Source organism: Micromonospora coerulea (genome assembly GCF_016598485.1).
GTDB classification, from domain to species: Bacteria; Actinomycetota; Actinomycetes; order Mycobacteriales; family Micromonosporaceae; genus Micromonospora; species Micromonospora coerulea.
In genome coordinates this window covers 1-24,095 of sequence record NZ_JAEMUW010000039.1, presented here as the reverse complement: position 1 = coordinate 24,095, position 24,095 = coordinate 1, and the positions used below count along the sequence as shown (strand labels likewise).

General features: G+C 73.5%; 23 protein-coding genes. 10 read left to right on the top strand and 13 right to left on the bottom strand.

The annotated features are described in order from the left end of the window. Window positions 1-13: 13 nt before the first annotated feature. The 6 genes from I8N68_RS29855 to I8N68_RS29830 form a co-directional block, all read right to left on the bottom strand. Window positions 14-412 (bottom strand): DUF2267 domain-containing protein, encoded by a 399-nt coding sequence (locus I8N68_RS29855; protein WP_200216202.1) that lies wholly within the window; start codon window positions 410-412, stop codon window positions 14-16. 139 nt (window positions 413-551) lie between these two features. Continuing rightward, window positions 552-950 (bottom strand): NUDIX hydrolase, encoded by a 399-nt coding sequence (locus I8N68_RS29850; protein ID WP_200216199.1) that lies wholly within the window; start codon window positions 948-950, stop codon window positions 552-554. A 98-nt stretch (window positions 951-1,048) separates the two neighbouring features. Next, a complete protein-coding gene (locus tag I8N68_RS29845) occupies window positions 1,049-1,642 on the bottom strand; it encodes a maleylpyruvate isomerase mycothiol-dependent enzyme family protein (protein ID WP_200216196.1) in 594 nt (197 codons plus the stop codon). A 142-nt stretch (window positions 1,643-1,784) separates the two neighbouring features. Beyond that, a complete protein-coding gene (locus I8N68_RS29840) occupies window positions 1,785-3,185 on the bottom strand; it encodes an MGH1-like glycoside hydrolase domain-containing protein (protein ID WP_307813031.1) in 1,401 nt (466 codons plus the stop codon). Then, a complete protein-coding gene (locus I8N68_RS29835) occupies window positions 3,182-4,000 on the bottom strand; it encodes a sugar phosphate isomerase/epimerase family protein (RefSeq protein ID WP_200216193.1) in 819 nt (272 codons plus the stop codon). Before I8N68_RS29835 ends, I8N68_RS29840 begins: the two co-directional genes overlap by 4 nt. After that, window positions 4,000-5,037 (bottom strand): zinc-binding dehydrogenase, encoded by a 1,038-nt coding sequence (locus I8N68_RS29830; protein WP_200216191.1) that lies wholly within the window; start codon window positions 5,035-5,037, stop codon window positions 4,000-4,002. The genes I8N68_RS29835 and I8N68_RS29830 overlap by 1 nt, the downstream gene beginning before the upstream one ends. A gap of 118 nt (window positions 5,038-5,155) precedes the next feature. Between I8N68_RS29830 and I8N68_RS29825 the strand changes: the two genes are divergently transcribed. From I8N68_RS29825 to I8N68_RS29805, 5 genes are all read left to right on the top strand, one after another. Beyond that, a complete protein-coding gene (locus I8N68_RS29825; protein ID WP_200216189.1) occupies window positions 5,156-6,550 on the top strand; it encodes an ABC transporter substrate-binding protein in 1,395 nt (464 codons plus the stop codon). Further along, window positions 6,547-7,503 carry a carbohydrate ABC transporter permease gene (locus tag I8N68_RS29820; protein ID WP_200216186.1) on the top strand — a complete coding sequence of 319 codons (957 nt, stop codon included), beginning with the start codon at window positions 6,547-6,549 and terminating at the stop codon, window positions 7,501-7,503. The genes I8N68_RS29825 and I8N68_RS29820 overlap by 4 nt, the downstream gene beginning before the upstream one ends. Further along, on the top strand, window positions 7,503-8,369 hold the full coding sequence (locus tag I8N68_RS29815; RefSeq protein WP_200216184.1) for a carbohydrate ABC transporter permease: 867 nt from the start codon (window positions 7,503-7,505) through the stop codon (window positions 8,367-8,369). The genes I8N68_RS29820 and I8N68_RS29815 overlap by 1 nt, the downstream gene beginning before the upstream one ends. A gap of 38 nt (window positions 8,370-8,407) precedes the next feature. After that, window positions 8,408-9,019: a phosphatase PAP2 family protein gene (locus tag I8N68_RS29810; protein WP_307813030.1), complete on the top strand. Its 612-nt coding sequence runs from the start codon at window positions 8,408-8,410 to the stop codon at window positions 9,017-9,019. 90 nt (window positions 9,020-9,109) lie between these two features. Further along, a complete protein-coding gene (locus tag I8N68_RS29805; RefSeq protein WP_200216179.1) occupies window positions 9,110-9,715 on the top strand; it encodes a class I SAM-dependent methyltransferase in 606 nt (201 codons plus the stop codon). A gap of 136 nt (window positions 9,716-9,851) precedes the next feature. Here the strand turns inward: I8N68_RS29805 and eccB are convergent, their stop codons facing one another. Next, window positions 9,852-11,237, bottom strand: coding sequence for a type VII secretion protein EccB (gene eccB / locus I8N68_RS29800; protein ID WP_200216177.1), 1,386 nt, complete (start codon window positions 11,235-11,237; stop codon window positions 9,852-9,854). Between the two features lie 217 nt (window positions 11,238-11,454). Between eccB and I8N68_RS29795 the strand changes: the two genes are divergently transcribed. Beyond that, window positions 11,455-12,063, top strand: a complete 609-nt coding sequence (locus I8N68_RS29795; RefSeq protein ID WP_200216173.1) for a class I SAM-dependent methyltransferase — start codon at window positions 11,455-11,457, stop codon at window positions 12,061-12,063. Window positions 12,064-12,100: 37 nt separating this feature from the next. Here the strand turns inward: I8N68_RS29795 and I8N68_RS29790 are convergent, their stop codons facing one another. Next, a complete protein-coding gene (locus I8N68_RS29790) occupies window positions 12,101-13,105 on the bottom strand; it encodes a zinc-binding dehydrogenase (protein WP_200216233.1) in 1,005 nt (334 codons plus the stop codon). A gap of 172 nt (window positions 13,106-13,277) precedes the next feature. Between I8N68_RS29790 and I8N68_RS29785 the strand changes: the two genes are divergently transcribed. Together I8N68_RS29785 and I8N68_RS29780 are read left to right on the top strand one after the other, a co-directional pair. Beyond that, window positions 13,278-13,988 (top strand): polyamine aminopropyltransferase, encoded by a 711-nt coding sequence (locus tag I8N68_RS29785; protein WP_307813029.1) that lies wholly within the window; start codon window positions 13,278-13,280, stop codon window positions 13,986-13,988. An 84-nt stretch (window positions 13,989-14,072) separates the two neighbouring features. Next, on the top strand, window positions 14,073-14,249 hold the full coding sequence (locus I8N68_RS29780) for a hypothetical protein (protein ID WP_200216171.1): 177 nt from the start codon (window positions 14,073-14,075) through the stop codon (window positions 14,247-14,249). 235 nt (window positions 14,250-14,484) lie between these two features. On the opposite strand, the gene I8N68_RS29775 is transcribed toward I8N68_RS29780, so the two are convergent. The 3 genes from I8N68_RS29775 to I8N68_RS29765 all read right to left on the bottom strand — a co-directional run bounded on the left by I8N68_RS29775 (window position 14,485) and on the right by I8N68_RS29765 (window position 19,104). Then, the gene (locus tag I8N68_RS29775; protein ID WP_200216168.1) at window positions 14,485-16,302 is read right to left on the bottom strand and encodes an acyl-CoA dehydrogenase; all 1,818 of its coding nucleotides are present in this window, start codon (window positions 16,300-16,302) and stop codon (window positions 14,485-14,487) included. 23 nt (window positions 16,303-16,325) lie between these two features. Continuing rightward, the gene (locus tag I8N68_RS29770; protein ID WP_200216166.1) at window positions 16,326-17,831 is read right to left on the bottom strand and encodes an ATP-binding protein; all 1,506 of its coding nucleotides are present in this window, start codon (window positions 17,829-17,831) and stop codon (window positions 16,326-16,328) included. A 100-nt stretch (window positions 17,832-17,931) separates the two neighbouring features. Next, window positions 17,932-19,104: an alanine--tRNA ligase-related protein gene (locus I8N68_RS29765; RefSeq protein WP_200216164.1), complete on the bottom strand. Its 1,173-nt coding sequence runs from the start codon at window positions 19,102-19,104 to the stop codon at window positions 17,932-17,934. 460 nt (window positions 19,105-19,564) lie between these two features. On the opposite strand from I8N68_RS29765, the gene I8N68_RS29760 reads away from it, so the two are divergent. Beyond that, the gene (locus I8N68_RS29760; protein WP_307813028.1) at window positions 19,565-20,248 is read left to right on the top strand and encodes an esterase/lipase family protein; all 684 of its coding nucleotides are present in this window, start codon (window positions 19,565-19,567) and stop codon (window positions 20,246-20,248) included. An 87-nt stretch (window positions 20,249-20,335) separates the two neighbouring features. Here I8N68_RS29760 and I8N68_RS29755 read toward each other — a convergent pair whose 3' ends face one another. Together I8N68_RS29755 and I8N68_RS29750 are read right to left on the bottom strand one after the other, a co-directional pair. Further along, on the bottom strand, window positions 20,336-21,475 hold the full coding sequence (locus I8N68_RS29755) for a fatty acid desaturase family protein (protein WP_200216161.1): 1,140 nt from the start codon (window positions 21,473-21,475) through the stop codon (window positions 20,336-20,338). Window positions 21,476-21,487: 12 nt separating this feature from the next. Beyond that, window positions 21,488-22,579 (bottom strand): ferredoxin reductase, encoded by a 1,092-nt coding sequence (locus I8N68_RS29750; protein ID WP_200216159.1) that lies wholly within the window; start codon window positions 22,577-22,579, stop codon window positions 21,488-21,490. An 83-nt stretch (window positions 22,580-22,662) separates the two neighbouring features. On the opposite strand from I8N68_RS29750, the gene I8N68_RS29745 reads away from it, so the two are divergent. After that, entirely contained in the window at window positions 22,663-23,892 is a 1,230-nt protein-coding gene (locus tag I8N68_RS29745) for a PucR family transcriptional regulator (RefSeq protein WP_200216156.1), read from the top strand. Window positions 23,893-24,095 lie beyond the last annotated feature (203 nt).

The window sequence follows — 24,095 nt, the reverse complement described above, 5'->3', positions numbered from 1 at the left end:
CCGGCCCCGGGCCTCAGCGCCCCTGGCCGGTTCGGGGGATCGGGTCGATCATCGCGTCGAAGCCCTTCGGCAGCTGGGCCACCAGATCCTGGAACTCGCCAACGGTGACCGCCTCGCGCAGGGTGGTCAGCACGGCCCGCGCCCCCACCTCGGCGACCGCCGGGTCCACCCCGGCCCGGTCGGCCACCCGGTACACGAACCCGACCACGCCCCCGCCCGGGCCACCCTCGTCGGCCGGGGCGGCCAGGTAGGCGGCCAGCTCGTCCGGCAGCTGCGCGGCCAGATCGTCCGCCTCCGCACCGGTCACCCGCTCGGCGAGGGTCTGCAGCGTGGCGCGGGCGATCATCGCGGCCTGGTCGGTGGGCAGCGCGGAGCGGCGGGACACCGCCTCGACGAATCGGGGAAACCGCACGTCACCCTCCTGTCGTCGGCGGCCGCGCGGGCCGGAGCAGGTGACGCGGTTACCCAGGGTCGGCGACGGCAAACAGGCAACGGCCGGCGCGGTGGCCGCCGTCGAGCTGCTGCGCGTCGCTGGCGTGCACCCGCTGACGTCAGCGCAGCGCGCCCGCGGCCCGCAGGTGGTCGAAGATGATCTGATCCACCGGGGAGACCCGATGTCGGTCGGCGTAGCCGAGCCAGGCCAGCTCCGCGATCTCACTGTCCGGCCGCAGCTCGCCCCGGTAGTCGGCGGCGTAGCAGGTCATCCGCACCAGCGTGCCCGGGGCGTGCCCGTGGGCCTGCGCGCCGAACGTGCCGACGTGCGCGGCCGACTCCCGGACCACCGCCACGCCCAGCTCCTCGATGATCTCCCGGGCCAGGGTGTCCAGGTCGGACTCGCCGGCCTCCCGCTTGCCGCCGGGCAGGTACCACACGTCCCTGCCCCGGGAGCGGGTGCTGAGCACGCGGCCGTCCTCGACGCGGATCCAGGCCACCTTGTCGATCTCGGGCACGGGCACTCCTCCTTCGGCTCCGGCCGCCCACGGTAGCCGCGATCCGCCCCGCCCGGGCCCCCGGGTCGGGCGGGCCCGGCCGGGATCGCCCGGGCCGCTCACCCACCGATCGGCGCGCCGCGCCACTGCCAGCGACCCCGCCGCGCCCGGCCAGGCAGCTCGGCCCGGCCGGTGCACCAACGCAGGGCGACCCAGGGGTCGACGTCGGCCAGCCCGGCCGCGACGTCGGGGAAGAGCCGGGCCACCACCCGGGCACAGAGTGGGCGCGGCGGGTCGAGGGCCATCCCCAGCCCCCGGGCGATGTCGTCGCCGTGCAGGAGCAGCTCCGCGCAGCCCATCGCCACGAAGCCCTCCGGGTCGGCGGTGCCGCTGGGATGGAACGCCCGGGCGTGCGCGGAGGTCGCCCGCACCACCAGGGCCAGGATCCGGCCGGCGGTCGCGGCGAACTCCAGCAGCTCGGCCGCCGTGGCGTCCCGCTCGGCGGCGGCCATGAAGCGGACGTACCGGTCGGCGGGGCGGGCCACCAGCTGCGCCGCGTACGACAGCAGGGTGTCGCCCAGGTGGTCGGCGGTGTGCCGACAGTCCCAGTCGAGCGGGCCGGCCGGCACGGTCCAGTCGGCGCCGACGGCCGGGCCGAGCGCGTCGGCCACGGTGGTCAGCGCCGCATCGAGGTCGTCCGCGGTCACGGTCATCCCGTCCTCCCGGTTCGCGAGCGTCGATGGGACCCCATCCTGCCCCGATCGCGGCCCGGCCGCCGTCCCGCCGGGATCGGTAGCATCCCTGCCATGTCCCGCGCCAGCCACTCCGGCGGCGGCGCGGGCCGGCGCCGGCGGCTCAGCTCTCGGCGAGGGCGTCGAGCGCCAGGGACGCGGTCCAGCTGAACGCCGGGGAGCCGAGCCCGGCGCCGGTGTCCGGGTGGAAGTACTCGTGGCAGCCGTTACGAGCCACCAGCGCCAGCATCGACTCGCGCAGCCCGGCAGCCAGGTCGGGGCGGCGGTGGGCGCGCAGGCCGCGCCAGAGCAGCCAGCTGGTGTTCAGCCAGCTCGGGCCGCGCCAGTAGCGCACCGGCTCGAAGTCGGGGGCGGTGCGGTCGTGGGTGGTCAGGGGGCGGTCCATCCGGGCCGCCAGGCCGAACCGGGGCGAGCACGCCTCGGCCAGCACCGCGCGTACCTGCCGGGCCGGCAGGTCGGGCAGGATCAGCGGCATCAGCCCGAGCACCGTGCGGGCCGGGATCAGCCGGTCGGTGCGCAGGTCCCGCGGGTGGAAGGTGCCGGTGATCGGGTCGTACAGCCGGTCCACCAGGGCGGCGGTGATCCGGGCCGCCCGCTCCCGGTGCGGCCCCGGGTCGGCGCCGATCACCGCCGCGATCCGGGCCAGGGCGTGCTCGGCCGCTCCGAGCGCCGCGTTGAGCAGCGGGCACTCCACCAGGAAGGGGTGCCGGCCGGCCAGCCCGGCGTCGCCGTAGCCGCCGGCCCGGTAGGCGGCGACGATCGCGACGTAGCGCGCGTAGTCCAGGTCCGTGGGGCGCTGCGCGGCGTCGGCGTGCGCGGTGTCATGCCGCCGGTACGCGCGCATGACGGCGGCGTCGGCGGGCACCGCGGCCATGGGGGCGTCCCAGGCCGGGCTGTTGTCCAGCCCGGACTCCCATGGGTGCACGAGGCAGGCCAGCCCGGAGCCGCCCACGTCCCGCCGGCCGGTCAGGTAGCGCTGCTGGGCGACCAGCCGCGGATAGAGCCAACCCAGCGCCCGCACCGAAGCCTCCGACGGGGCCCGGCGGTGCGCCAGCCAGGCCGCCGGGGCGTGGATCGGCGGCTGGACGATGCCGGAGGTGGCGGCGGCGGGGGCGTCGTGGGCACGGGCCGAGTCCCAGAACTCCGGGCCGGGAAAGTACGAGCCGACCGGCAGCGCCGGGTTGAACACGATGTGCGGCACCCGTCCGTCGGCCCACTGGGCGGCGAAGAGCGTCCGCAGTTCCCGCCACGCCCGGTCGGGCCGGATGTGGGCCAGTCCGACGGCGATGAACGCCGAGTCCCAGCTCCACTGGTGCGGGTAGAGGGTGCGCGAGGGCACGGTGTGGTCGTGCTCCCAGTTGCCGTCGAGGGTGTCGATGGCCAGCCGGCGCAGCGCGGCCGCCCGTTCGACGCCGATCCGGGCCGCCGCCGGATCCCCGCCGGGACCGCCCGTCGCGGCGTCCAGCCCGGCGGCGCCGGGCCTGCCGGCCGGTCCGGCGCTCACGCCGCGGCCTGCCACGACTGGGCCCCGGTGAGGACGGTGGCCGCCTCACGGAGCGCGACGACGGGCTCGCCACGCAGCCGGCACTCCAGCGCCAGCCAGCCCCGATAGTCGATCTCACCCAGGGTGCCCAGCAGCACCGACCAGTCCAGGTGCCCGGCCCCCGGCTGGTACCGGTTGGAGTCGCTCACCTGCACGTGCCCCAGGTACGGCGCGGCGGCACGCAGCGCCGCCGGCACGTCGTCCTCCTCGATGTTCATGTGGAAGGTGTCGGCGACCACCCGCACCGAGGGCAGGCCGACTGCGGCGCAGAGCGCGACCGCCTCATCGAGCCGGTTGACCATGTGGTCCTCGTACCGGTTGAGGGGTTCCAGGAAGAGCGTGACGCCCTCGGCCCGGGCGTGCTCCCCCAGCTCGCCGAGGGCGTCGACCAGCACCCGCCGGTCACCCTCGGGCGAGCGGGGCGGCTCGAAGGGCGGCAGCCGGCGGGAGAACATCCCCCAGGCGGCGGGCGTCACGGCACCGATCCCGCCCAGTTCGGCGATGACCGAGAGCTGGGAGCGGAGGTTGCGTACCGCGTCCCGGGAGCGACCGGGGTCGAAGTCGCCGATGAAGTGGTCCATCTCGACGCAGACGGTCGGCATGACCACCCCGTCGGCGCGAGCGCGGCGCAGCTCCGGCAGGCGGCGGGCGAATTCGAGGTCGCCCCGGCCGCGCAGCTCGATGGCCTGGTAGCCGAGCGTGGTGGCGAGGGCGAACTTGCGGGACAGGCTGGCGCCCGGGAGCAACTGCTCCTGGCAGGCGAGTGGAATGGCCATCAGAACCTCAGCACGACTTGGAGGACGTCACCGTCACCGCGGTCGAGCAACGCGAGCGCGTCGGCCACCGCGCCCGCGTCGACGACGTGGCTCACCAGCGGCAGCGGGTCGACGCTGCCCTCGGCCACCAGATCCATGAAGGTGTGGGCGATCCGGGCCCCGGTCCACCGGCCGGCCGTGCCGGGTGCCGGGGCGGATCCGGAGATCTGGGCCGCCACCAGCTGGATCCGGTTGTGGTGGAACTCCTCGCCGAGTCCCAGCCCGTGGGCGTACCCCTGGTAGAAGCCGGCGGCCACGACGCGGCCGGCGTGGGTGGTGGCGCGGATCGCCTCGTGCAGCGCCGGGTACGACCCGGACAGCTCCAGGCAGACGTCCGCCCCGCGTCCGCCGGTGGCCTCGCGCAGCACGGCGGCGGCGGAGTCGGTGGCGGCGTCGACGACCCGGCGGGCGCCGAAGCGGGTGGCGAAGCCGAGCCGGTCGGGCACCGGGTCGACGGCGACCACCCGGGCGCCGGAGAGGGTGGCCAGCCGGGTGCCGAGCAGCCCGATCACGCCCTGGCCGAAAATTCCCACCCAGTCGCCGAGGTGCAGGTCGCCGGCGAGCACCGCGGTGAGGGCGATCGCGCCGGGGCGGGCGAAGACGGCGGTGAGCGGGTCGAGCCCGGGAGGGAGGGGCTGGACCGCGCCGGCCGGCACGACGGCCTGGGCGCGGTGCCCCCAGATGCCCCAGACGACCTGCCCGGGGTGCCGGTCGGCGACATCGGCGGCGATCTCGACGATCTCGCCGACCTCCTCGTAGCCGAAGCCGACCACCGGGTAGGCGGCGGGCGCCTGGCGGGGCACGAACATTCGGCTGGCGTCGTCCCAGTCCTTGCGCAGCCGCGGATTGCTGCCCCGATAGAGCGTCAACTCGGTGCCGGCCGAGATGCCGGAGTAGCACGTGCGGACGCGAACCTGGCCTGGGCCGAGCGGGTCCGCGGGGCAGGGCTCCAGGCTGACGCGTCGGGGCCCGGCCAGAGAGACAACCCAGTTGACCATGGTGCCGCTCCGAGGGAAGTGCCGGGCTCGATTCTAAAACAAATATCGGTATATGTCTTGTAAATGATCAATCGAGGGAGTTAAATGCCTGATGTACCCTTCGAGAGGAGTGCCACCGATGTCATCACCCTCGATGCGGATGCTCGCCTCCGCCCTGATCATGGCATTTGCCGGGGCGGGGCTGCTGGCCTGCGGCGACGACGAGCCGAAAGATGACAATTCCCAGATAACGGTGTGGAGCCTGGAGGACGTGGCCGACCGGGTGAACGCCACCAAGGCGATCGTCGCGGACTTCACCGCGAAAACCGGCGTCAAGGTCAACCTGGTCACCGTCAACGAGGACCAGTTCCCCTCCCTGATCGCCTCCAGTGCCGCCGCCGGCAAGCTGCCCGACGTGGTCGGTTCCGTGTCGCTCGCCGGCATCCAGACCCTCGCCGGCAACGACCTGCTGCACCCCGACGCCAACAAGGCGGTGGTCGACAAGCTGGGGCGGGACACCTTCTCGCCGCGCGCCCTGGAGCTGACCTCCGACGGCGGCAAGCAGCTCTCCGTGCCGAGCGACGGCTGGGGCCAGCTGCTGGTCTACCGCAAGGACCTGTTCGCCGCCGCCGGCCTGCCCGCCCCCGACACGTACGAGAAGATCGCCGCCGCCGCGGCGAAGCTCAACACCGGCGGCGTCGCCGGCATCACCGCCGCCACCGCCCCCGGCGACGTGTTCACCCAGCAGACCTTCGAGCACCTCGCGCTGGCCAACAACTGCCAGCTCACCGACGACTCGGGCAAGGTGGTGCTGGACTCCCCAGAGTGCGTCGAGGCGTTCCGTTTCTACGGGGACCTGATGCGGAACAACTCGGTCAAGGGCGCGCAGGACGTGGACACCACCCGGGCCACCTACTTCGCGGGCAAGGCGGCCATGCTGATCTGGTCGCCGTTCATCCTCGACGAGCTGGCCGGGCTGCGCAACGACGCCAAGCCGACCTGCCCGCAGTGCCAGCAGGACCCGACCTTCCTGGCCAAGAACAGCGGCTTCGTCACCGCCATCAAGGGCCCCAACGGCGCCGAGCCGGCCCAGTACGGCGAGATCAGCTCGTGGGCGGTGCTCGATGGCGCCGCCGCCAACTCGGCCAAGTCGTTCGTGGAGTACATGCTCTCCGACGGCTACCCGCGCTGGTTCGGCATGTCCCCCGAGGGCCGGTTCCCGGTCCGCAAGGGCACCGCGGACGACAAGGAGAAGTTCCACACCGCCTGGAGCACCAGCCAGGCGGGCGTGGACGCCAAGAAGCCGCTCTCCGAGGTGTACGGCGACGACGTGCTGGCGACCCTGCGCACGAGCCCGGACACCTTCCAGCGCTGGGGCCTGCCGCAGGGCCAGGGCAAGCTGGTCGGCGCGATCCTCGGCGAGCTGCCCGTGCCGAAGGCGCTCGCCGACGTGGTCGGCGGCAAGTCCGACGCCGCCGCGGCCGCCGCCCGGGCGCAGAAGGACGTCGAGGCGGTCAAGAAGGGCCTCGATTGACCACCACCGCGCCGGAGGCCGGCCGTTCCTCCGTCCGGGAGCGGCCGGGCCCCCGGCGCCGGCCACTGACCCTGCGCCGCCGCGAGTCCCGCGCCGGGCTCGCGCTGGTCGCCCCCACCCTGCTCGTGGTGCTCCTGGTGATCGGCATCCCGATCGTCTGGACCGTGCTGCTGGCCTTCCAACGGGTCCGCCTGGCGACCCTGCGCCGGACCGGCCTGTTCGGCGAGTTCACCCTGGGCAACTTCGACCGGGTGCTGCACACCCCCGGCTTCGCCGACACGCTCTGGACCACCGTGCTCTACAGCCTCGGCGGGACGGCCGGCTCGATCCTGCTCGGGCTGGTCGCCGCGCTGATCGTCCGCCGACCGTTCCGGGGGCGCACCCTGGTCCGGGCCTCGATGCTGCTGCCGTACGTGGCGCCGGTGGTCGCGGTGACCTTCGTCTGGCAGGTGATGCTTGATCCACAGCTCGGCGTCGTCAACGACTGGGGGCAGCGGTTCCTCGGCTGGGACGCGCCGATCCCGTTCCTCTCCCAGGACTCGACGGCGCTGTGGACGGTGATCACGTTCGAGGCGTGGCGGTACTTCCCGTTCGCGTTCCTGTTCCTGCTCGCCCGGCTCCAGGCGGTGCCCGCCGACCTGGAGGAGGCGGCCCGGGTCGACGGGGCCACCCCGACCCAGCGCTTCCGGCACATTCTGCTGCCCCAGCTGATGCCGGTGATCGCGCTGCTGGCGGTGCTTCGGTTCATCATGACGTTCAACAAGTTCGACGACGTCTACCTGCTCACCGGCGGCTCCGCCGGCACCGAGGTGGTCAGCGTCCGGGTCTACCAGTTCCTCACCGCACGTACCGATGTCGGCGCGGCGGCGGCGCAGGCGGTCGTGCTGGCGGTGGTGCTGATCGCGTTCGTCGCCATCTACCTGCGCTTCTTCGGCGCGCATCGGGAGGCGTGATGGACCGGGACCGGATCGAGACGGTCAGCCTGCGCTGGCTGCGCCGCGTGGTGATCGCCGCGTTCCTGATCATCACGGTGCTGCCCTTCTGGTACATGCTGGTGCTCTCGGTGCGCCCCATCGAGCGCCTGCTGCTCGACCCCGGCTCGCTCTGGGTGCCGGTCGGCGAGTTCACCGTCGCCACGTACGCCGAGGTGCTCAAGGCCGCCGAGGACGGCGGCCAGGGGTTCCTCACCTTCATCCGCAACAGCGGCCTGGTCGCGCTGGCCGCCACGCTGCTCACCCTGGTGGTCGCGATCCCCGGCGCGTACGCGGTGTCCCGGCTGCGCTTCTTCGGCCGGCGGCAGGTCAACGCGCTCTTCCTCGCCGTCTACCTCTTCCCGTCCATCGTCATCGCCATCCCGCTCTTCGTGGTCTTCACCCGGGTCGGGCTGCGCGGATCGCTGTTCGGGCTGGTGCTGGTCTACATCTCGCAGACCCTGCCGGTCTCGGTCTACATGCTGAAGAACTACTTCGAGACGATCCCGATCAGCCTGGAGGAGTCCGCGGCCATCGACGGCGCCGGCCGGCTCGGCATCATCCGGCGGGTCAGCCTGCCGCTCGCCGCACCGTCGATCATGGCGGTCGCCCTCTACGATTTCATGATCGCCTGGAACGAGTTCCTCTTCGCGCTGCTCTTCCTGGTTGACAAGCCCAACCGGTGGACCGTGTCGCTCGGGCTGTCGCTGCTCGCCGACGGCGTCGAGGTGCCGAAGACCGTGCTGATGGCGGGGTCGGTGATCCTCACCCTGCCCATCGTGATCCTCTTCTTCGCCAGCGAGCGGCTGCTCACCGAGGGGCTGACCAGCGGCGCGGAGAAGGGCTGAACTTGACCCTGATGGACGGGGAACACCAGGATGGCCCGGTGCGGGCGACCACGGTGGACGGGGACCGGTCGGCGAGCAGGCGGTTGGCCCGCCTGCTCACCGAGGTGCTGGCGCCGGGCGTCCTGGTGACCGCGCTGCCGCTGCTGGCCGTCGCCCGGGTCAGCGACGGTGCCGGCGACCTCTTGCGCTGGGGCGGCACGGCGCTGCTCTTCTGCGCGGTCATACCGGTCGGCGTCATCATCCACGGGGTCCGCCGGGGACGGCTGACCGACCGGCACATCGGCGACCGCACCCAGCGGGCCCGTCCGCTGCTCACCGGCCTGGCCTCCGTGGCGGTCGGGATCGCGCTGCTGGCCGCGCTGCGGGCCCCGGCGGAACTGTTCGCCGTCATCGTGGTGATCTTCGTGGTTGGGGCGGCGGTCACGGCGGTCAACCACTGGTGGAAGCTCAGCGTGCACGCTGCGGTGAGCGCCGCCACGAGCACCGTACTGGTGCTGCTCTTCGGTCCGGCACTGCACACCGCCTGGCTGCTGGTGGCCGCGGTCGCCTGGTCCCGGGTGCGGCTGGGCGACCACACCTGGCCGCAGGTCGTCGCGGGCGCCGCGGCGGGGGTCCCGCTCGCCGCCGGCACCTTCCTCGCCCTCACCTGAAGCGCTCCGTCCGGCGGCCCGGCACCACCGGGGACACCGGCCGGAGGAGTCGGTGCCCGCCGGCCGGGAAGATCCGGTTACCGTGGCGACATGGGTAAGCCGACACGCTGGGTGACCGAGACGAAGCCCGGGCACTCGCAGTGGTACATCGACCGGTTCCGGCAGCTCGCCGCCGAGGGGGCCGACCTGGCCGGTGAGGCACGGCTGCTGGACGCGTTGGTCCCGCCGGGCGCCCGCATCCTGGACGCCGGCTGCGGGACGGGCCGGGTGGGCGCGGCGCTGGCCGTCCGGGGCCACCGGGTGGTCGGGGTGGACGCCGATCCCGCCCTCGTCGAGGCCGCCGGCGCGGACCATCCCGGGCCGCGCTGGCTGGTCGGCGACCTGGCCGAGCTGGACCTCGCCGCGCAGGGCGAGCCCGAGCCGTTCGACGCGGCGGTGGTCGCCGGCAACGTGATGGCGTTCGTCGCCCCCGGCACCGAGCGGGCCGTGCTGACCCGCGTCGCCGCCCATGTCCACCCGGACGGCGTCGTGGTGGTCGGCTTCGGCACCGACCGGGGCTACCCGCTCACCGACTTCGACGCCGACGCGGTCGCGGCCGGGCTGCGGCTGGAGCATCGCTTCGCCACCTGGGACCTGCGGCCGTGGCGGGCAGATGCCGACTTCGCGGTCAGCGTGCTGCGCCGGCCCACCGGGTGACCCCGGACCGTCCGCCGCACCACGCCGCCGGGGCAACCGCTGGGCTCGTCGCCGCCGGCCGTCTTTTTGCCGATACGGACAGCGACGGTGCGGGCGGAACCGGTCCGGCTCGGGCCGCCGCGCCGACCGGTCCGGGTCAGGCGGGGGCGGCGACGGCGCGGGCGGCGGCCGGGTCGAGCGGGCTCCCGGCCGGCACCAGGCTGACCAGGCCGGCCGGCAGGCGTACCGGCTTGACGCCGGCGTAGCCGAGCATCCCGAGCACCCCGCCACCGGCGAGGACGTACCGGCGACCCAGGTCGGTGACCACGGAGACCGCGCCGCCGGACGCGCCCGGCGCCGCCGCCGACTCGACCACCGCGCCCCGCCCCGGCTCGACCACGACCTGGTCGGCGAGCACGCCGCCCTGGCCCGCCGGCGTCCGCCCGTCGGCAGCGAGGTCCGGCGGGGTGGCGCCGACGCGCACCTCGCGTACGCCGGCGTCGTCGCCGACCCGGAGGCAGACCGCGCCGCCGTCCACGGCCGCCAGCCGGGGCGGGGCCGGGGGCGGGGCGGCCGGCCCGGTGGGGACCCGGTCCGGCAGCTTCGGCAGCGCGGCGAACCGGCCGAGCGTGATCGGCTTCGGGTCGCCCTGACCGGTGCGGGCCAGCAGCAGGCTGGCCTGGAGCTCGGTGATACCGGTCAGGCCGTCCCGCTCGGCCACCGCGTACTGGCGGCCGCCGCCGGAGTTGCGGACCAGGTAGACGTCGCCCACGGTCGCGCCGGTGACCCGGTCGGAGGGGTCGCCCAGGCCCCGCAGCGGCGGCGGGGCCAGGTCGACGCCGGCCGGCACGGTGTTGAGCAGCGCGGGCGCCACCGGAACGGCCCGCTCCCGGGTGGCGGCCAGGGCGGCCAGCACCCGGTCGGTGTCACGCAGCAGGTGGCGCCGGTTGTGCCAGAGCAGGTGCAGGCTGCCGTCCGGGTGCCGCAGCAGCACGCCCTGCTCGCCGAGGGGCCGCCCCCCACCGGCGTCCCGGCCGATCAGTAGCGCGGAGCGGGGCTCGGTGCGACCGGCCTCCGTCGACGCGAGGGAGCAGACGGTCCACGGCGCGGTGGAGAGCCGCCCGGGTGCCGGCAGCGAGTCGGGCGCGTCCGCGATGCCGAGCGGCAGGCCGCGCGGCACGCCCTCGATCGAGCGACGGGAGACCAGCACCGTCTTCGGCCGGTCCACCCCGATGATCAGCAGGGCGGAGGCGTAGTTGAGCACCGGGTGCAGCTTCTGCTCCCGGTAGACGAACCGGGCGCCGGACTCCTTCTCGACGATCACCGCCCCGGTGTCGCGCCAGGAGCTGCCACCGCCGGCGAAGAGGCCGTAGAGGGCGAAGCCGCCGAGCCCGATGGCCGCCACCAGGACGCTGGCCAGACCCGCGCCGGCCAGCCGGCGGAACGGCGACTGCGCCGGATCGGTCTCCCGCATGACCAGCGCGGCGACCGCCCGCTGGACGGTGAACTGGTACGAGTGGAGCTGGTCCTGCCGCGACGGCATGGGTTCCCTTCCGTGGGTCGGTCGGGCCACAGGATAAGCGCTCCGTCGATCCCTCGTAGGCCCTCCGTCATGGCTGGTTCGTGGCGATGGGCGTCTTCGTCCTCGCCCAGCCGCTTCCCCGCCAAACTGGAACGGGGACCGGCCGTGACGGCGGCGCTCGCGTCGGCCGGTACGGTCGCGGTGGCGGTGGTGCGACACCGCCAGAGGGAGAGACACAGTGGACAGCAACGACTGGGACACCCGGTACGCCAACACGCCGGGTCTGGTGTGGAGTGATGAGCCCAACCGGTTCGTCGTCGAATCGGTGACCGGGTTGACCCCCGGCAGCGCGCTCGACGTGGCGGCCGGCGAGGGGCGCAACGCGGTCTGGTTGGCCGGCCAGGGCTGGCGGGTGACCGCCGTGGACTTCTCCCCGGTGGCCGTCGAGCGGGGCCGCCAGCTGGCCGCGCGCCGGGGTGTACCGGTCGAGTGGCGGGTCGCGGACGTGACCACGTACCGGCCGGTGCCGGGCAGCTACGACCTGGTCCTGATCAGCTACCTGCACCTGCCCGCCGAGGAGCTGGCCCGGGTGCTCGCCGCCGCCCGGAACGCGCTGCGCCCCGGTGGCACGGTGGTCGTCGTCGGCCACGACCGGGCGAATCTCGACGGCGGGACCGGCGGGCCGCAGGACCCGGCGATCCTGCTCACCCCGGAGGCGGTCGTCGACGGGCTCGCCGGGCTACGGATCCAGCGGGCCGAGACCGCCCGCCGGCCGGTCCCCACCGAGGGCGGCGGCAGTGTCGACGCCCTCGACACGGTGGTCGTCGCGGCCCGACCCGTCGGCTGATCACGCACCGGCGCACGCGGCCCGCCTCACCGGCCGATCAGGGGCGCAGGACAAGTCGGATCAGGTCGCCCTCCTTGTCGTGGACCCGCCGCACCGCCTCCGCGGCGTCGGTCAGGGGCAGCACGTCGCTGACCGAGGCGGTCAGGTCGAGCCGTCCCTGAGCGGCGAGCGACACGAGCTGCTCGACGTGTTCCGGCTCCGAGCCGTAGTGGCCGAGCACGGCCTGCCGGCTGTAGTTGAACCGGCTGTCCGAGGGGATGGTGACCGGCTGGTTGGCGATGCCGGTGAGCACCAGCCGGCCCTGCCGGCCGAGCACGGTCATGGCCTGCTCGCGTGCCGGGGTGACGCCGGCGAAGTCGAACGCGACGTCCAGACCGCGGGCGTTGGTCACGTCCAGCACGGCGTCCCGGAAGGCGCCGTCCTTCGGGTCCAGGGCCAGGTCGGCGCCGAGGGTCAGCGCCCGGCCCCGGGCCGCCGGCAGCGGATCCACGGCGATGACCGGCGCCGCGCCGACCAGCAAGAGCAGTTGCACCGCGTGCGCGCCGAGGCCGCCGACGCCCCACACCGCGACCGCCTCCCCCGCCCGGGTGCGGGCGGTGTCGGTCACCGCCGCCCACGGGGTGGAGACCGCGTCGGGGATGATGCAGGCCTGCTCGAACGGCAGGGCGTCGGGGATCGGCATGACGGTGTCCTCGCGGGCCAGCGCATACTCGGCCCAGCCGCCGTCGTAGTCGACGCCCCGGGTGAGCACGGTGCCGCGCCGGTCCCGCTCCCCCGCCTGAAGCAGCACCCGCTGACCCAACTGCCACCCCTCGACACCGTCGCCCAGGGCGTCGACGGTCCCGGCCACCTCGTGGCCGAGGGTCACCACGTTGCCGGCGAGATGCACCGGGGTGAGGGTGCCGTCGACGAGGTGCACGTCGGACAGGCACACCCCGGCGGCCATGACCCTGATCCGGAGCTGACCGCGCCCCGGCTCGGGCACCGGCACCGACTCCATCCGCAGCGCCCGCTCGCCCACGTGCAGCCGTCCGGCCAGCATCTCCGCCACCGTGTTCTCCCTCCGTCAAGGCCCTCGACCGGGTGGCGTACCCCGGCTGGGGCGCGAGATGCCGCCGCCGGCGGAAAAAGCCCGGCGTCGGCCGGATCGTCCGGCGCCGGGCCGGCGGCCCGGTAACATCCGGTCACGAAACCGGCGGAGAGGACCACCCGTGGTGGCGCGATTCGAAGAACTGGCCTGGCGGGAGACCCCGATCGGGGAGATCAGCCTGCGCCGTCGCCGCGACCCGGCGCTCGACGTCGACGTCTACGAGGTGAAGCTCGACGACGAGTTCCTGATGTCCAGCCTCTTCCCCGTCGCGGAGATCGAACTGGCCCGGCTCGGGCTGGCGACGCTGGCCGGTGACGCCCTGGACGTGGTGGTCGGCGGGCTCGGCCTGGGCTACACGGCGCGGACCGCCCTCGAAGACCCGCGGGTCCGCTCGCTGGTCGTGGTGGAGGCGATCGAGGACGTGATCGACTGGCACCGCCGCGACCTGCTCCCGTTCACCGCCGGGCTGGCCACCGATTCGCGGACCCGGTTCGTCCGGGCCGACTTCTTCGCCGCCGTCGCCGACGGGTCCGGCTTCGACCCGGAGGCGCCGGGGCGGCGGTTCCACGCCGTGCTGCTCGACGTGGACCACTCGCCGCGCCAGGTGCTACACCCCAGCCACGCCGCCTTCTACACGGCGGAGGGGCTGCGCCGGCTCGCCGCGCTGCTGCACCACGACGGCGTCTTCGCGCTCTGGTCGAACGACCCGCCCGACCCGGCGTTCCAGCGGGTGCTGACCGAGGTGTTCCCGACCTCCGTGGCGCACATCGTGCGCTTCCCCAACCCGCTGCAGGGCCGGGAATCCGCGAACACCGTCTACGTCGCCCGGCACTGAGCCGTCGTCGGCGGCATGGCCGGGGGCGCAGCGGGAAAGCGAGCCGCCCCGCCGCGCGGCGGCACCTCGTCATGGGAGGCGAACATGCGGACCACGCTCTGGGTCGTCGGCGTCATCGGCGCTGCGCTCATCCTGCTCGGGCTGCTGCTGGAGGCGGTCCGCTGGCTGGTGATCATCGGGTTGATCGCGCTGGTGGTCGTCATCGTGCTGGCGTTCCTGCGGGGCCGGCAGGCCACGCGTAAGCCCGCCGGCCGCCGCTGACCGGTCGCGGCCACCGGGACGGCCGCAGTGATCATCGCCGGCGCCTTCAACGTCTACCCGACGGCCATATGACTGACAGGCACATTTCTGACCAGGAGTCATATCGCTCGTGGGGAGACCCGAGCCGGGCGGCGGGTCACCGGCCAGGGTGATCGCCGCCGAGCGCGCCCACCACTGCGCGGACCCGCCGGGCGGGCGCCCACCGCTGCGGACCCACCCGGCGGGCGCGGGTTCGTCAGAGCCAGCTCTCCCGGGTGTCCAGGGTGGTCCGGTCCAGGCTCTCCAGCAGGTCGAACTGCGGCCCGGTGCGGGGCAGCTCGTAGCGGAAGAAGTACCGGGCGGCCTGCCGCTTGCCGGCGAGGAAGTCGACGTCCGGCCCGTCCGGGGCGCCGGCCGCCTCGACGGCGAGCAGCTGCTCCAGCCACATCCAGGCGATCACGACGTGTCCGACCGCCTCCAGGTAGACGCTGGCGTTGGCCAGCGCCACCTCCGCATCCCCGCGCGCCCACAGCCGGCGGGTCACCACGCCGATCCGGTCCACCGCCGCGCCGAGCCGGGCGGCCAGCTCGGCGGCCTCGCCCTCGGCCTTCCAGGCCCGGCTGACCGTCGCGCCGATCGTCTCCACCAGCAACGCCAGCCCGGCGCCGCCCTGCATGGTGGCCTTCCGGCCGAGCAGGTCCAGCGCCTGGATGCCGTGGGTGCCCTCGTGGATCGGGTTGAGCCGGTTGTCCCGCCAGTGCTGCTCGACGTCGTAGTCGCGGGTGTAGCCGTACCCGCCGTGCACCTGGATGGCCAGGTCGTTGGCGGCCAGGCACCACTGCGACGGCCAGCTCTTGGCGATCGGAGTGAGCATGTCCAGCAGCAGGTGGGCCCGGTGCCGGTCGGCCTCGACGGGAGCCGTCTTCTCCTCGTCGAGCAGCCGGCCACAGTAGAGCACCAGGGCGAGTGCGCCCTCCACGTAGCTCTTCTGGGCCAGCAGCATCCGGCGGACGTCGGCGTGGGCGACGATCGGGACCTGCGGCGCGGTCGGATCCTTGTCGGCGACCGGGCGGCCCTGCGGGCGCTGCCGGGCGTACGCCACGGACTTCAGGTAGCCGGTGTAGCCGAGCGCGGTCGCGCCGGCGCCGACGCCGATCCGCGCCTCGTTCATCATGTGGAACATCTGCGCCAGCCCCTGGTGCGGCGCACCGACGAGGTAGCCGACCGCCCCGCCCCGCCCGTACGGCCGGTGCACGCCCTCGCCGAAGTTGAGCAGCGTGTTGGTGGTGCCCCGGTAGCCCATCTTGTGGTTGAGGCCGACCAGCACCACGTCGTTGCGCGGCCCGGGCGCGCCGTCGGCGTCGAGGAGCACCTTCGGCACGATGAACAGCGAGATCCCCTTCACCCCGGGCGGCCCACCGGGGATCCGGGCCAGCACCAGGTGAACGATGTTCTCGGCCAGCTCGTGATCGCCACCGGAGATCCACATCTTGGTGCCGGCCAGCCGGTACGTCCCGTCGGACTGCGGCTCGGCCCGGGTGTTGATGTCGGCCAGGGAGCTGCCGGCCTGCGGCTCGGACAGGCACATGGTGCCGAAGAACCGCCCCTGGACCATCGGCCGGACCCAGGTGTCGATCTGCTCGGCGCTGCCGTGGGTGAGCAGCAGGTTGGCGTTGCCGAGGGTGAGGAACGGGTACGCCGCGGTGCCGACGTTCGCCGCCTGGAACCAGGCGAAGCAGGCGGCGGCGACGACGTGCGGCAGCTGCATCCCGCCGACGGACTCGTCGAGGCTGGCGGCCAGCAGCCCGGTCTGCGCGAAGACGTCGAGGGCGGCCTTGACCTGCGGAATGGTGTGCACCCGGCGACCGTCGAAGGTGGGCTCGGCGGCGTCGGCGGCCCGGTTGTGGGTGGCGAAGTGCTCGGCGGCCACCCGGGCGGCGAGGTCCAGCACGTCGTCGAAGGTCTCCCGGGAGTGCTCCGCGTAGCGGGGTCGCTCGGTCAGCCGGGTCACGTCGAGCCAGTCGTGGAGCAGGAACGCCAGATCGCGACGGGACAGCAGGGTGGACGACGACACGGGTCTCCTTCCGTCGTGCCGCCTCAGCCGCGGCGTAGCCCGGCGACGGCCTCTCGCAGGTCATCCTGGCTGATCGGGCCGGCCGGCGCACCCTCCGTCGCCTCCCGCATCGCCTTGGCCAGCTGCACCCGGCGCAGCACCTCGCGCACGTCCGCGCCGGTGAGGCCGGGGCTGAGCGCGGCCAGCTCGGCCGGGTCCACGTCGGCGGCGAACATCCGGAACCCGGGGCGCTCGTGCCGGGCGACCAGCTCGCGGATCATCTTGGTGATGATCTCGGCCCGGCCGGACTCGTCGGGCGCGGGGATGGCCAGCTTGATGTCGAAGCGGCCGGAGCGGATCAGCGAGGCGTCCACCCGCTGCGGGAAGTTGGTGGTGGCCACCACGATGACGTCGGGGTTCTCCTCGAACAGGGTGTTCATCTCCTGCTTGAAGATGCCGGCGACCGCGTTGACCGCCTGGCTGGCGGCGTCCCCGCCGGCCCCGGCGTAGCTGATGATGCTGTCGAACTCGTCGAAGAGCATGACGGTGGGCTGCCGGTAGCGGCGCGCCTCCCGGAAGATCTGCTTGATGTTGCGCTCCGAGCCGCCCAGGTACTTGTCGAGGATCTCCGGGGTGCGGATCTCCTTGAAGTCGGCGCCGATCTCGTTGGCCAGGGCCCGGGCCAGCATGGTCTTGCCGGTGCCGGGCGGGCCGTACAGCAGGATGCCCTGCGGCCGGCGGGCGCCCCAGCGGGCCATCACCTGCGGGTGGCGGAACGACACCGCGATCTCCCGGAACCGGGCGACCACCTCGGCCAGCCCGCCCACCTGGTCGAGGGTCACCGCCGCGGTGCTCGCCAGCCTCGCGGCCGATACCAGGGGTCGACCGATCGTGTACGACCGGCCGCGCAGCACCCGGGGTTCGGGGGTGTCGCCGGCCAGCTCCCGGACGGCCTGGAGCACGAGCGCGGCCATCGCCCGCAGGTGCGCGGGGGTCACCTCGTCGCTGCCCACCGTGCCGCGGACGGTCATCGCGGGGCTGTCGGCCCACAGGTCGTGACCGAACTCCGGGTGCAGACCCAGTTCCTCGGCCGCACGCAGCACCGCGACGCCCACCGGGTCGCGCGACGGCTCGGCGAGCGGGGCGGCGGCCGGCGGGCGCAGCCCGAGCCGGCGGGACGCCTCCGCCGCGACCCGCCCCGCGCCGGCCAGCACCCGGCCCGGGTCGCCGTCGCGGGCGGCCAACCGGTGGGCGAGCAGGATCCCGGCCGGGCCGGCCAGGCCGAGCGCGAGCAGGCCGACCGCCGCACGGGGCCGGTCCGCGCGCAGGTACGCGTCGAAGTGGTGCACCCGCCGCCCGTCCCGGGTCTCGGCACGCACGGTGAAACGCACGTCCCGGATCGGGACGGGGAAGGCGGCGTCGGTCAGCAGATCGACCGGCCCGGTGTCGACGGCGGCCAGCAGCCCGGCGGCATCGACCAGGGTGACCCGGGCGCCGAGGAGGGTCACGGTCTCGCTGTCCGGCCGGAGTTCGTACCCGTGTCCCGTCATGCGCCACGTCCCTCGCTGTTCGGCGGTCTCCGCAGGAAGTCTGACACCGGGCGGACCCGTGCTGCCACCGCCGACGTGCCGTTCGCCCGTTCCGTCGGGCTCAGCCGCCCTTGCCCAGGAGCCCGTCGACCAGGTCCCGGGGCAGCCCGTGGGTGTCGTGCAGCCAGCGGTAGTCCTGCTCGGTCAGCGGCCCCCGGGACCGGCACCGGTCGACCACCGGGCGCCCCCGAAGGAGCAGGCTCCGGAAGCGGCGCTCCTCGTCGGAGAGGAGCTCACGCAGCCGCCCGACCTCCGCCTGCTGCCGGAACCGGCGGACGGTGTCGACGTACGGCTCGACAGGCAGCTCGGACAGGGTCCGCGACGGGTCGTCCCGCCACAGCGTGGTCAGCGCCCGACGGACCAGCCGGCGCAGCACGTACCCCCGTCCGGTGGTGGACGGTCGTACGTCGTCACCGAGGACCACCACCGCGGACCGGAGGTGGTCGGAGACCACCCGCAGCGACTCCCCGTCCAGGCGCCACAGGCCGCGGACACTGTCGACCCACGGGGTCAGGCCCGCGCACTCGAAGACCGACCGGCCGCCCCGCAGCACCATCTCGAGGCGTTCCAGACCCATGCCGGTGTCGATGCTGGACTGCCGCAGCGGTGTCAACCGGCCGTCGTCGTGCCGGTGGTAACGCATCTGGACGTGGTTCCAGACCTCCATCCACCGGTCGTCGCCGCCCGGCGTACCGGTGGGCGCACCGTCCCCGGTCCAGACGAAGATCTCCGAGTCCGGTCCGCACGGCCCGGTCGGGCCGTTGGACCACCAGTTCTCCCCCCGGGTCAGCTCCACCGGTACGCCCAGCGCGGTCCACGTCTCCAGCGCGATCTGGTCCGGGCCGACCTGCTCGTCGCCGCCGAAGACCGTCGCGTGCAGCCGGCCCGGGTCGATGCCGAAGCCATCGCCGAGCAGCTCGTACCCCCAGCGGAGGCTCTGCGCGATGCCGTAGTCGCCCAGCGACCAGGACCCCAGCATGTCGAAGACGGTCAGGTGGGTGCGGTCGCCGACCTCGTCCAGGTCGGTGGTGCGCAGGCAGCGCTGCACGTTCACCAGGCGCCGGCCGGACGGGTGCGGACGCCCCGCGAGGTAGGGCGTCAGCGGATGCATCCCGGAGGTGGTGAAGAGAACCGGGTCGCCCGGCGGGGGGATGAGCGAGGTCTCCGGCGCACAGCGGTGGCCGCGCCGGTGGAAGTGGTCGACGAAGGTGCGGACGATCTGCTCGGGTGTCATGGCGAGGGCCTTCCGGGGTCGGTGCGACCGGAAGGGTCCGCTGGCGCGGTGGTGGTGACACGAAAAGGCCGGCGGACCGTTTCCGGTCGCCGGCGAGGGTCGGATGATCAGGCGGCGGCAACCGGCGAGCGGGAAGCTCGCGCGGCCGCGGCGGTGCTGCGCCTGATCTGCATGCTCCGACCGTACCCGGACCGCAGCACCGCCGCCCAACGCTTTTCACCCTGCCGAGGCCGGGATTGACGGCCGGTCACGCCTCCGACCTGGCGATTGGCGGATGAAATCGACGTATTGACATGCGAAGGCAACCCGCCGGTAACATTCCCGCCACCTCGGACGACGCGGGCCCACCCCCGATCCCACGTCGAGCACGACCGGGGCGCCGATCAGGCGCGCTCACCACCAGTGGACGACCCGCCGCGTGGCGACGCCGCACCAACTTCCCCCCGGAAGGAACAGCCCCGTGAAATCGATCATGACGAAATGGCTGCTCGCCCTGACGGTCGCCGCGGCGACCCTGGTCGGCCTGCCCACCCCCGCCCAGGCCGCCTCGTACACCTCGTCGAGCAACCCGATCCTCTTCGTGCACGGCTGGAACAGCAACGCCTCCACCTGGAACACGATGATCAGCCGCTTCCAGGCGAACGGCTGGCCCTCCAGTCACCTGCGGGCGTTCTCCTACAACACCAGCCAGTCCAACGCCACCACCGCACAGACGGTCAGCCAGGAGGTCGACAAGCTGCTCGCCGCCACCGGCGCCACCAAGGTCGACATCATCACCCACTCGATGGGCGGGCTCTCCTCCCGCTACTACCTGAAGAACCTGGCCAGCAGCGGCAAGGTGGACCGCTGGGTCTCCCTCGGCGGCCCGAACCACGGCACCAGTTCGGCGAACACCTGCTTCAGCACCGCCTGCGTCGAGATGCGCGTCGGCTCGACCTTCCTCAACACCCTCAACTCCGGCGACGAGACCCCCGGCGCCTTCACGTACGGCACCTGGTGGTCCTCCTGCGACGGGGTCATCAACCCGGCGGACAGCACGGTGCTGAGCGGCGCGAACAACACGAAGACCGCCTGCGTCAGCCACCTGAGCCTGACCACCGACGCGACCATATACGGGCAGGTGCGGGACTACGTCAACCCCTGACGGTGGCCGCCCGCGGGTAGCAAGTCCGCGGTGGGAGACCAGCAGGACCGGTACCGCCAGGCGCGCAACCACGCCGGAGAGCCCGGCTCAGGCGGGTTGGGACGCCACCAGCGCCGGCGCCGCCGGTCCGGGCTGCGCGGTGTGACGGTTGGGCAGGGAGAGCCGGATGACCTTCCACCAGGCGGAGGCGACCTGCTTGGGCAGCGGGCCGGTGGTGTACTTCAGCCCGTACCGGTCGAACAGCGCCCGGACCTGCGGTGCGATCTCCTGGTAGCGACTGCTCGGCAGGTCGGGGAAGAGGTGGTGCTCGATCTGGAAGGACAGGTTGCCGGTCATGATGTGCATCAGCTTGCTGCCGCTGATGTTGGCCGAGCCGAGCATCTGCCGCAGGTACCACTCGCCCCGCGTCTCGCCCTCGATCGAGGTCTTCTCGAAGGTCTCCACGCCGTTCGGGAAGTGCCCGCACATGATCACCGAGTGGCTCCACAGGTTGCGGATCAGGTTCGCGGTGAAGGTGGCGGCCAGGGTGCTGAGGAAGGACGGGCCGGACAGCAGCGGGTGGACGATGTAGTCCTTGAGGACCTGGCGGCGGATCTTGCGGCCGACCGCGCGGGCCCGGGCCCGGAACTCCGGGGCCTTGCGCCGGCCCTTCTGCAGGTTGCGGCCCAGCTCCAGGTCGTACGCGGCGATACCGTACTCGAAGAAGCAGGCGTTGAGGAGGTTCCACAGCGGCTGGCCGAGGTGCATCGGGTGCCACTTCTGGTCCTCGTCGACGCGCATGATGCCGTACCCGAGGTCGTTGTCCTTGCCGACCACGTTGGTGTACGTGTGGTGCAGCTGGTTGTGCGAGTGCTTCCACTGATCGGCCGGGGAGACGTGGTCCCACTCCCAGGTGGTCGAGTGGATCTTCGGGTCGCGCATGAAGTCGTACTGGCCGTGCAGGATGTTGTGGCCGATCTCCATGTTCTCCAGGATCTTCGCCACCGCGAGGCCGGCGGTGCCGACGAACCAGGCCGGCGGGAAGAGCGAGAAGAGCAGCACGGCGCGGCTGCTGATCTCCAGCGTCCGCTGGGTCTTGATCACCTTGCGGATGTACGTCGCGTCCCGCTCACCGCGGTCGGCGATCACCCGGTCCCGGATGGCGTCCAGCTCCTTGCCGATGATCTCGATGTCCTCGGCGCTCAGGTGGGCGACCGGGTTGACGGCCTTCTTCTGGATCACGGTCACGTCGGCCTCCTGTCAGAGTTCGATGTCGCAGGTACCGGCCGCCGCCGACACGCAGGTCTGGATGAGCACGCCGTCGCCGGGGACGGCGGTGGTGAGGTCGCCGGTGCGCAGGTCGCGGACGGCGCCCTGGCGCAGCGGGAGGACGCAGCCGTAGCAGATGCCCATCCGGCAGCCCGAGGGCATGAGCACCCCGGCGTTCTCGCCGGCGTCCAGGATCGGGGTGGCGCCGTCGGCCTCGACGGTGGCTCCGGAGCGGGTGAAGGTCAGCGTGCCACCCTCGCCAGGGGAGATCACGGTGGGCCGGAACCGCTCGGTGTGCAGCCGCTCGGCGACGCCCCGCGACGTCCAGTGCTCCTCGACCGCGTCCAGCATGCCGACCGGGCCGCAGGCCCAGGTCTCCCGCTCGGCGTGGTCGGGCACCAGGTCGTCGAGCTCGTGCACGCCGAGCAGCCCGTCGGTGTCGGTGTGCCGCTCCACCAGTCGCAGTCCACCCTGCCCGGCCAGCGCCCGCAACTCGAGGCCGAAGATGACGTCGCCGGCGGCCGGCGCCGAGTGCACCAGCACCACGTCGGCCCGGGTGTGCAGGCCGGTGCGGAGCATGCCCATGACCGGGGTGATGCCGCTGCCGGCGGTCAGGAAGAGCACCCGCGCCGGGGTGGCCTCGGGCAGCACGAAGTCGCCCTGGGCCTGGTCGAGCTGGACGATCGTGCCGGGCCGGGTCCGGCGGACGAGGTGGTTGCTGACCTTCCCGTCCGGGATCGCCTTGACGGTCACCGCGATCCGACCGTCCGCGGCGCCCGCCACGGAGGTGAGCGAGTACGCCCGCCACTGCCGCACCCCGTCGACGTCGACACCGAGCCGGACGTACTGCCCGGGGGTGTGCCCCCGCCAGCCGCGGCCCGGCTGGATGACCAGGGTCGCCGCGTCGGGCGTCTCGGGTCGCACCTCGACGATCCGGCCGCGCAGCGCGCCGCCGGCGCGCAGCGGCGCGACCAGGTCGAGGTAGTCCTCGGGCAGCAGCGGGGTGGTGACCGTCTCGGCCAGCCGCAGCAGCCTGTCCCGGAAGGAGGCCTTCTGGGATCGGCGCGGGACAGTTGTGGTCATATAACCAGGGTGGCTGCATAATCGCATAACATCTTGACCGGCAAAGGTGAATCAGTCGCAGTATTTTGTTCGGGGAGAACAACATGTCGGACCAGTCGGGGACGACCCGGCGCGCGGCCCGCCTCGAACTCGACGAACGGGTGGCCGCCCGGCTACGCGACGGGCTGCCCGTGGTCGCCGAGCGGACGGTCAGCGCGATCACCGGCGAGGTGCCCGGCTATTCCGGGGCCCTCACCGGCGCGATGCGGGAGAAGATCGAGAACGCGGTACGAATCGCCCTCGGCACCTTCCTCCAGCTCCTCGAGAAGGCCCAGTCCTCCGACCCGAGCACCCCGCTGACCCCGGCCCTGGAGGCCGCGTACGCGCTCGGCAGCGGGGAGGCGCGCTCCGGCCGGAGCATGGACGCGCTGCTGGCCGCGTACCGGGTGGGGGCGCGGGTGGCCTGGCGGGAGGTCTCCACGACCACCGTGCGCAGCGGGCTGGCCGCCGAGACGGTCGCCGAGTTCGCCGAGCTGATGTTCGCCTACATCGACGAGCTCTCCGCGGCCAGCGTGGCCGGGCACGCCGACGAGCTGGCCAGCGCCGGTCGGGTCCAGCGCCGCTACCTGGAGCGGCTCACCCAGCAACTGCTCGCCGGCGAGCCGGAGGACGCCCTGCGCCGCAGCGCCGAGCGGGCGGACTGGCCGCCGCCGCAGACGCTCACCGTCGTGCTGCTGCCGCGCCGCCACCTGCGCGCGGTGCTCGCGCTGCTCAGCCCGCAGACGCTGGAGAGCGGCGAGGACCTGCCCGGGGTGGATCTCGGCGAGGAGATGGCCGTGCTGCTGGTGCCGGACGCGCACGGTCCCGGCCGGCGCCAGCTGGCCCGGGTGCTCAAGGGGCACCGGGCGGTGCTCGGGCCGGCGCGTCCGTGGAGCCGGGTGGCAGCCTCGTACCAGCGGGCCGCCCGGGCCCTGGCGCTCGGACTGGGCGACCCGGGTGCCGAGGCACCGCTGGACACCGAGCAACACCTGGCTGAGCTGCTGCTCAGCATGGACCCCGAGGGGCTCGCCGACCTGCGCACCCAGGCACTGAGTCCGCTGGCGTCGCTGCCGCCGGCCACCGCGCACCGGCTCGCCGAGACGCTGCGTTCCTGGCTGCTGCACCAGGGCCGGCGTGACGACGTGGCAGCCGACCTCTTCGTGCACCCGCAGACGGTGCGCTACCGGATGGGCAAGCTGCGCGAGCTGTTCGGCGACCGCCTGCACGATCCGGCGACCGTACTCGACCTGACCCTCGCCCTGGCCGTGCCCCCGGCCGCCCCCGAGCCGAAGTGAGCCCGGGGCGGTCGGCCCGGCGGACCTGGTCGTCCGGCCTGTCCCCCGCGACCCGCGGTACCGGAGGGTCCACAGGGGACGAGCGGCGAGGAGGCGCCGCCGTGAACCGGTTCTACCGTGGCCCGATCACCCGGCCGGCAGCCACGTTCGCGAGGGACGCCGACGTCGGGGGCGCGAAGGGCCGTTACGGGTGATGCCGGCTA

Coding starts and splice junctions, on each gene's coding strand:
- I8N68_RS29845 (WP_200216196.1), bottom strand. CDS start 1,642: ATGACCGTGACCGCGGACGACCTCGATGCGGCGCTGACCACCGTGGCC.
- I8N68_RS29835 (WP_200216193.1), bottom strand. CDS start 4,000: ATGGCCATTCCACTCGCCTGCCAGGAGCAGTTGCTCCCGGGCGCCAGC.
- I8N68_RS29830 (WP_200216191.1), bottom strand. CDS start 5,037: ATGGTCAACTGGGTTGTCTCTCTGGCCGGGCCCCGACGCGTCAGCCTG.
- I8N68_RS29825 (WP_200216189.1), top strand. CDS start 5,156: ATGTCATCACCCTCGATGCGGATGCTCGCCTCCGCCCTGATCATGGCA.
- I8N68_RS29815 (WP_200216184.1), top strand. CDS start 7,503: ATGGACCGGGACCGGATCGAGACGGTCAGCCTGCGCTGGCTGCGCCGC.
- I8N68_RS29805 (WP_200216179.1), top strand. CDS start 9,110: ATGGGTAAGCCGACACGCTGGGTGACCGAGACGAAGCCCGGGCACTCG.
- eccB (WP_200216177.1), bottom strand. CDS start 11,237: ATGCCGTCGCGGCAGGACCAGCTCCACTCGTACCAGTTCACCGTCCAG.
- I8N68_RS29790 (WP_200216233.1), bottom strand. CDS start 13,105: ATGCTGGCCGGACGGCTGCACGTGGGCGAGCGGGCGCTGCGGATGGAG.
- I8N68_RS29780 (WP_200216171.1), top strand. CDS start 14,073: ATGCGGACCACGCTCTGGGTCGTCGGCGTCATCGGCGCTGCGCTCATC.
- I8N68_RS29770 (WP_200216166.1), bottom strand. CDS start 17,831: ATGACGGGACACGGGTACGAACTCCGGCCGGACAGCGAGACCGTGACC.
- I8N68_RS29765 (WP_200216164.1), bottom strand. CDS start 19,104: ATGACACCCGAGCAGATCGTCCGCACCTTCGTCGACCACTTCCACCGG.
- I8N68_RS29750 (WP_200216159.1), bottom strand. CDS start 22,579: ATGACCACAACTGTCCCGCGCCGATCCCAGAAGGCCTCCTTCCGGGAC.
- I8N68_RS29745 (WP_200216156.1), top strand. CDS start 22,663: ATGTCGGACCAGTCGGGGACGACCCGGCGCGCGGCCCGCCTCGAACTC.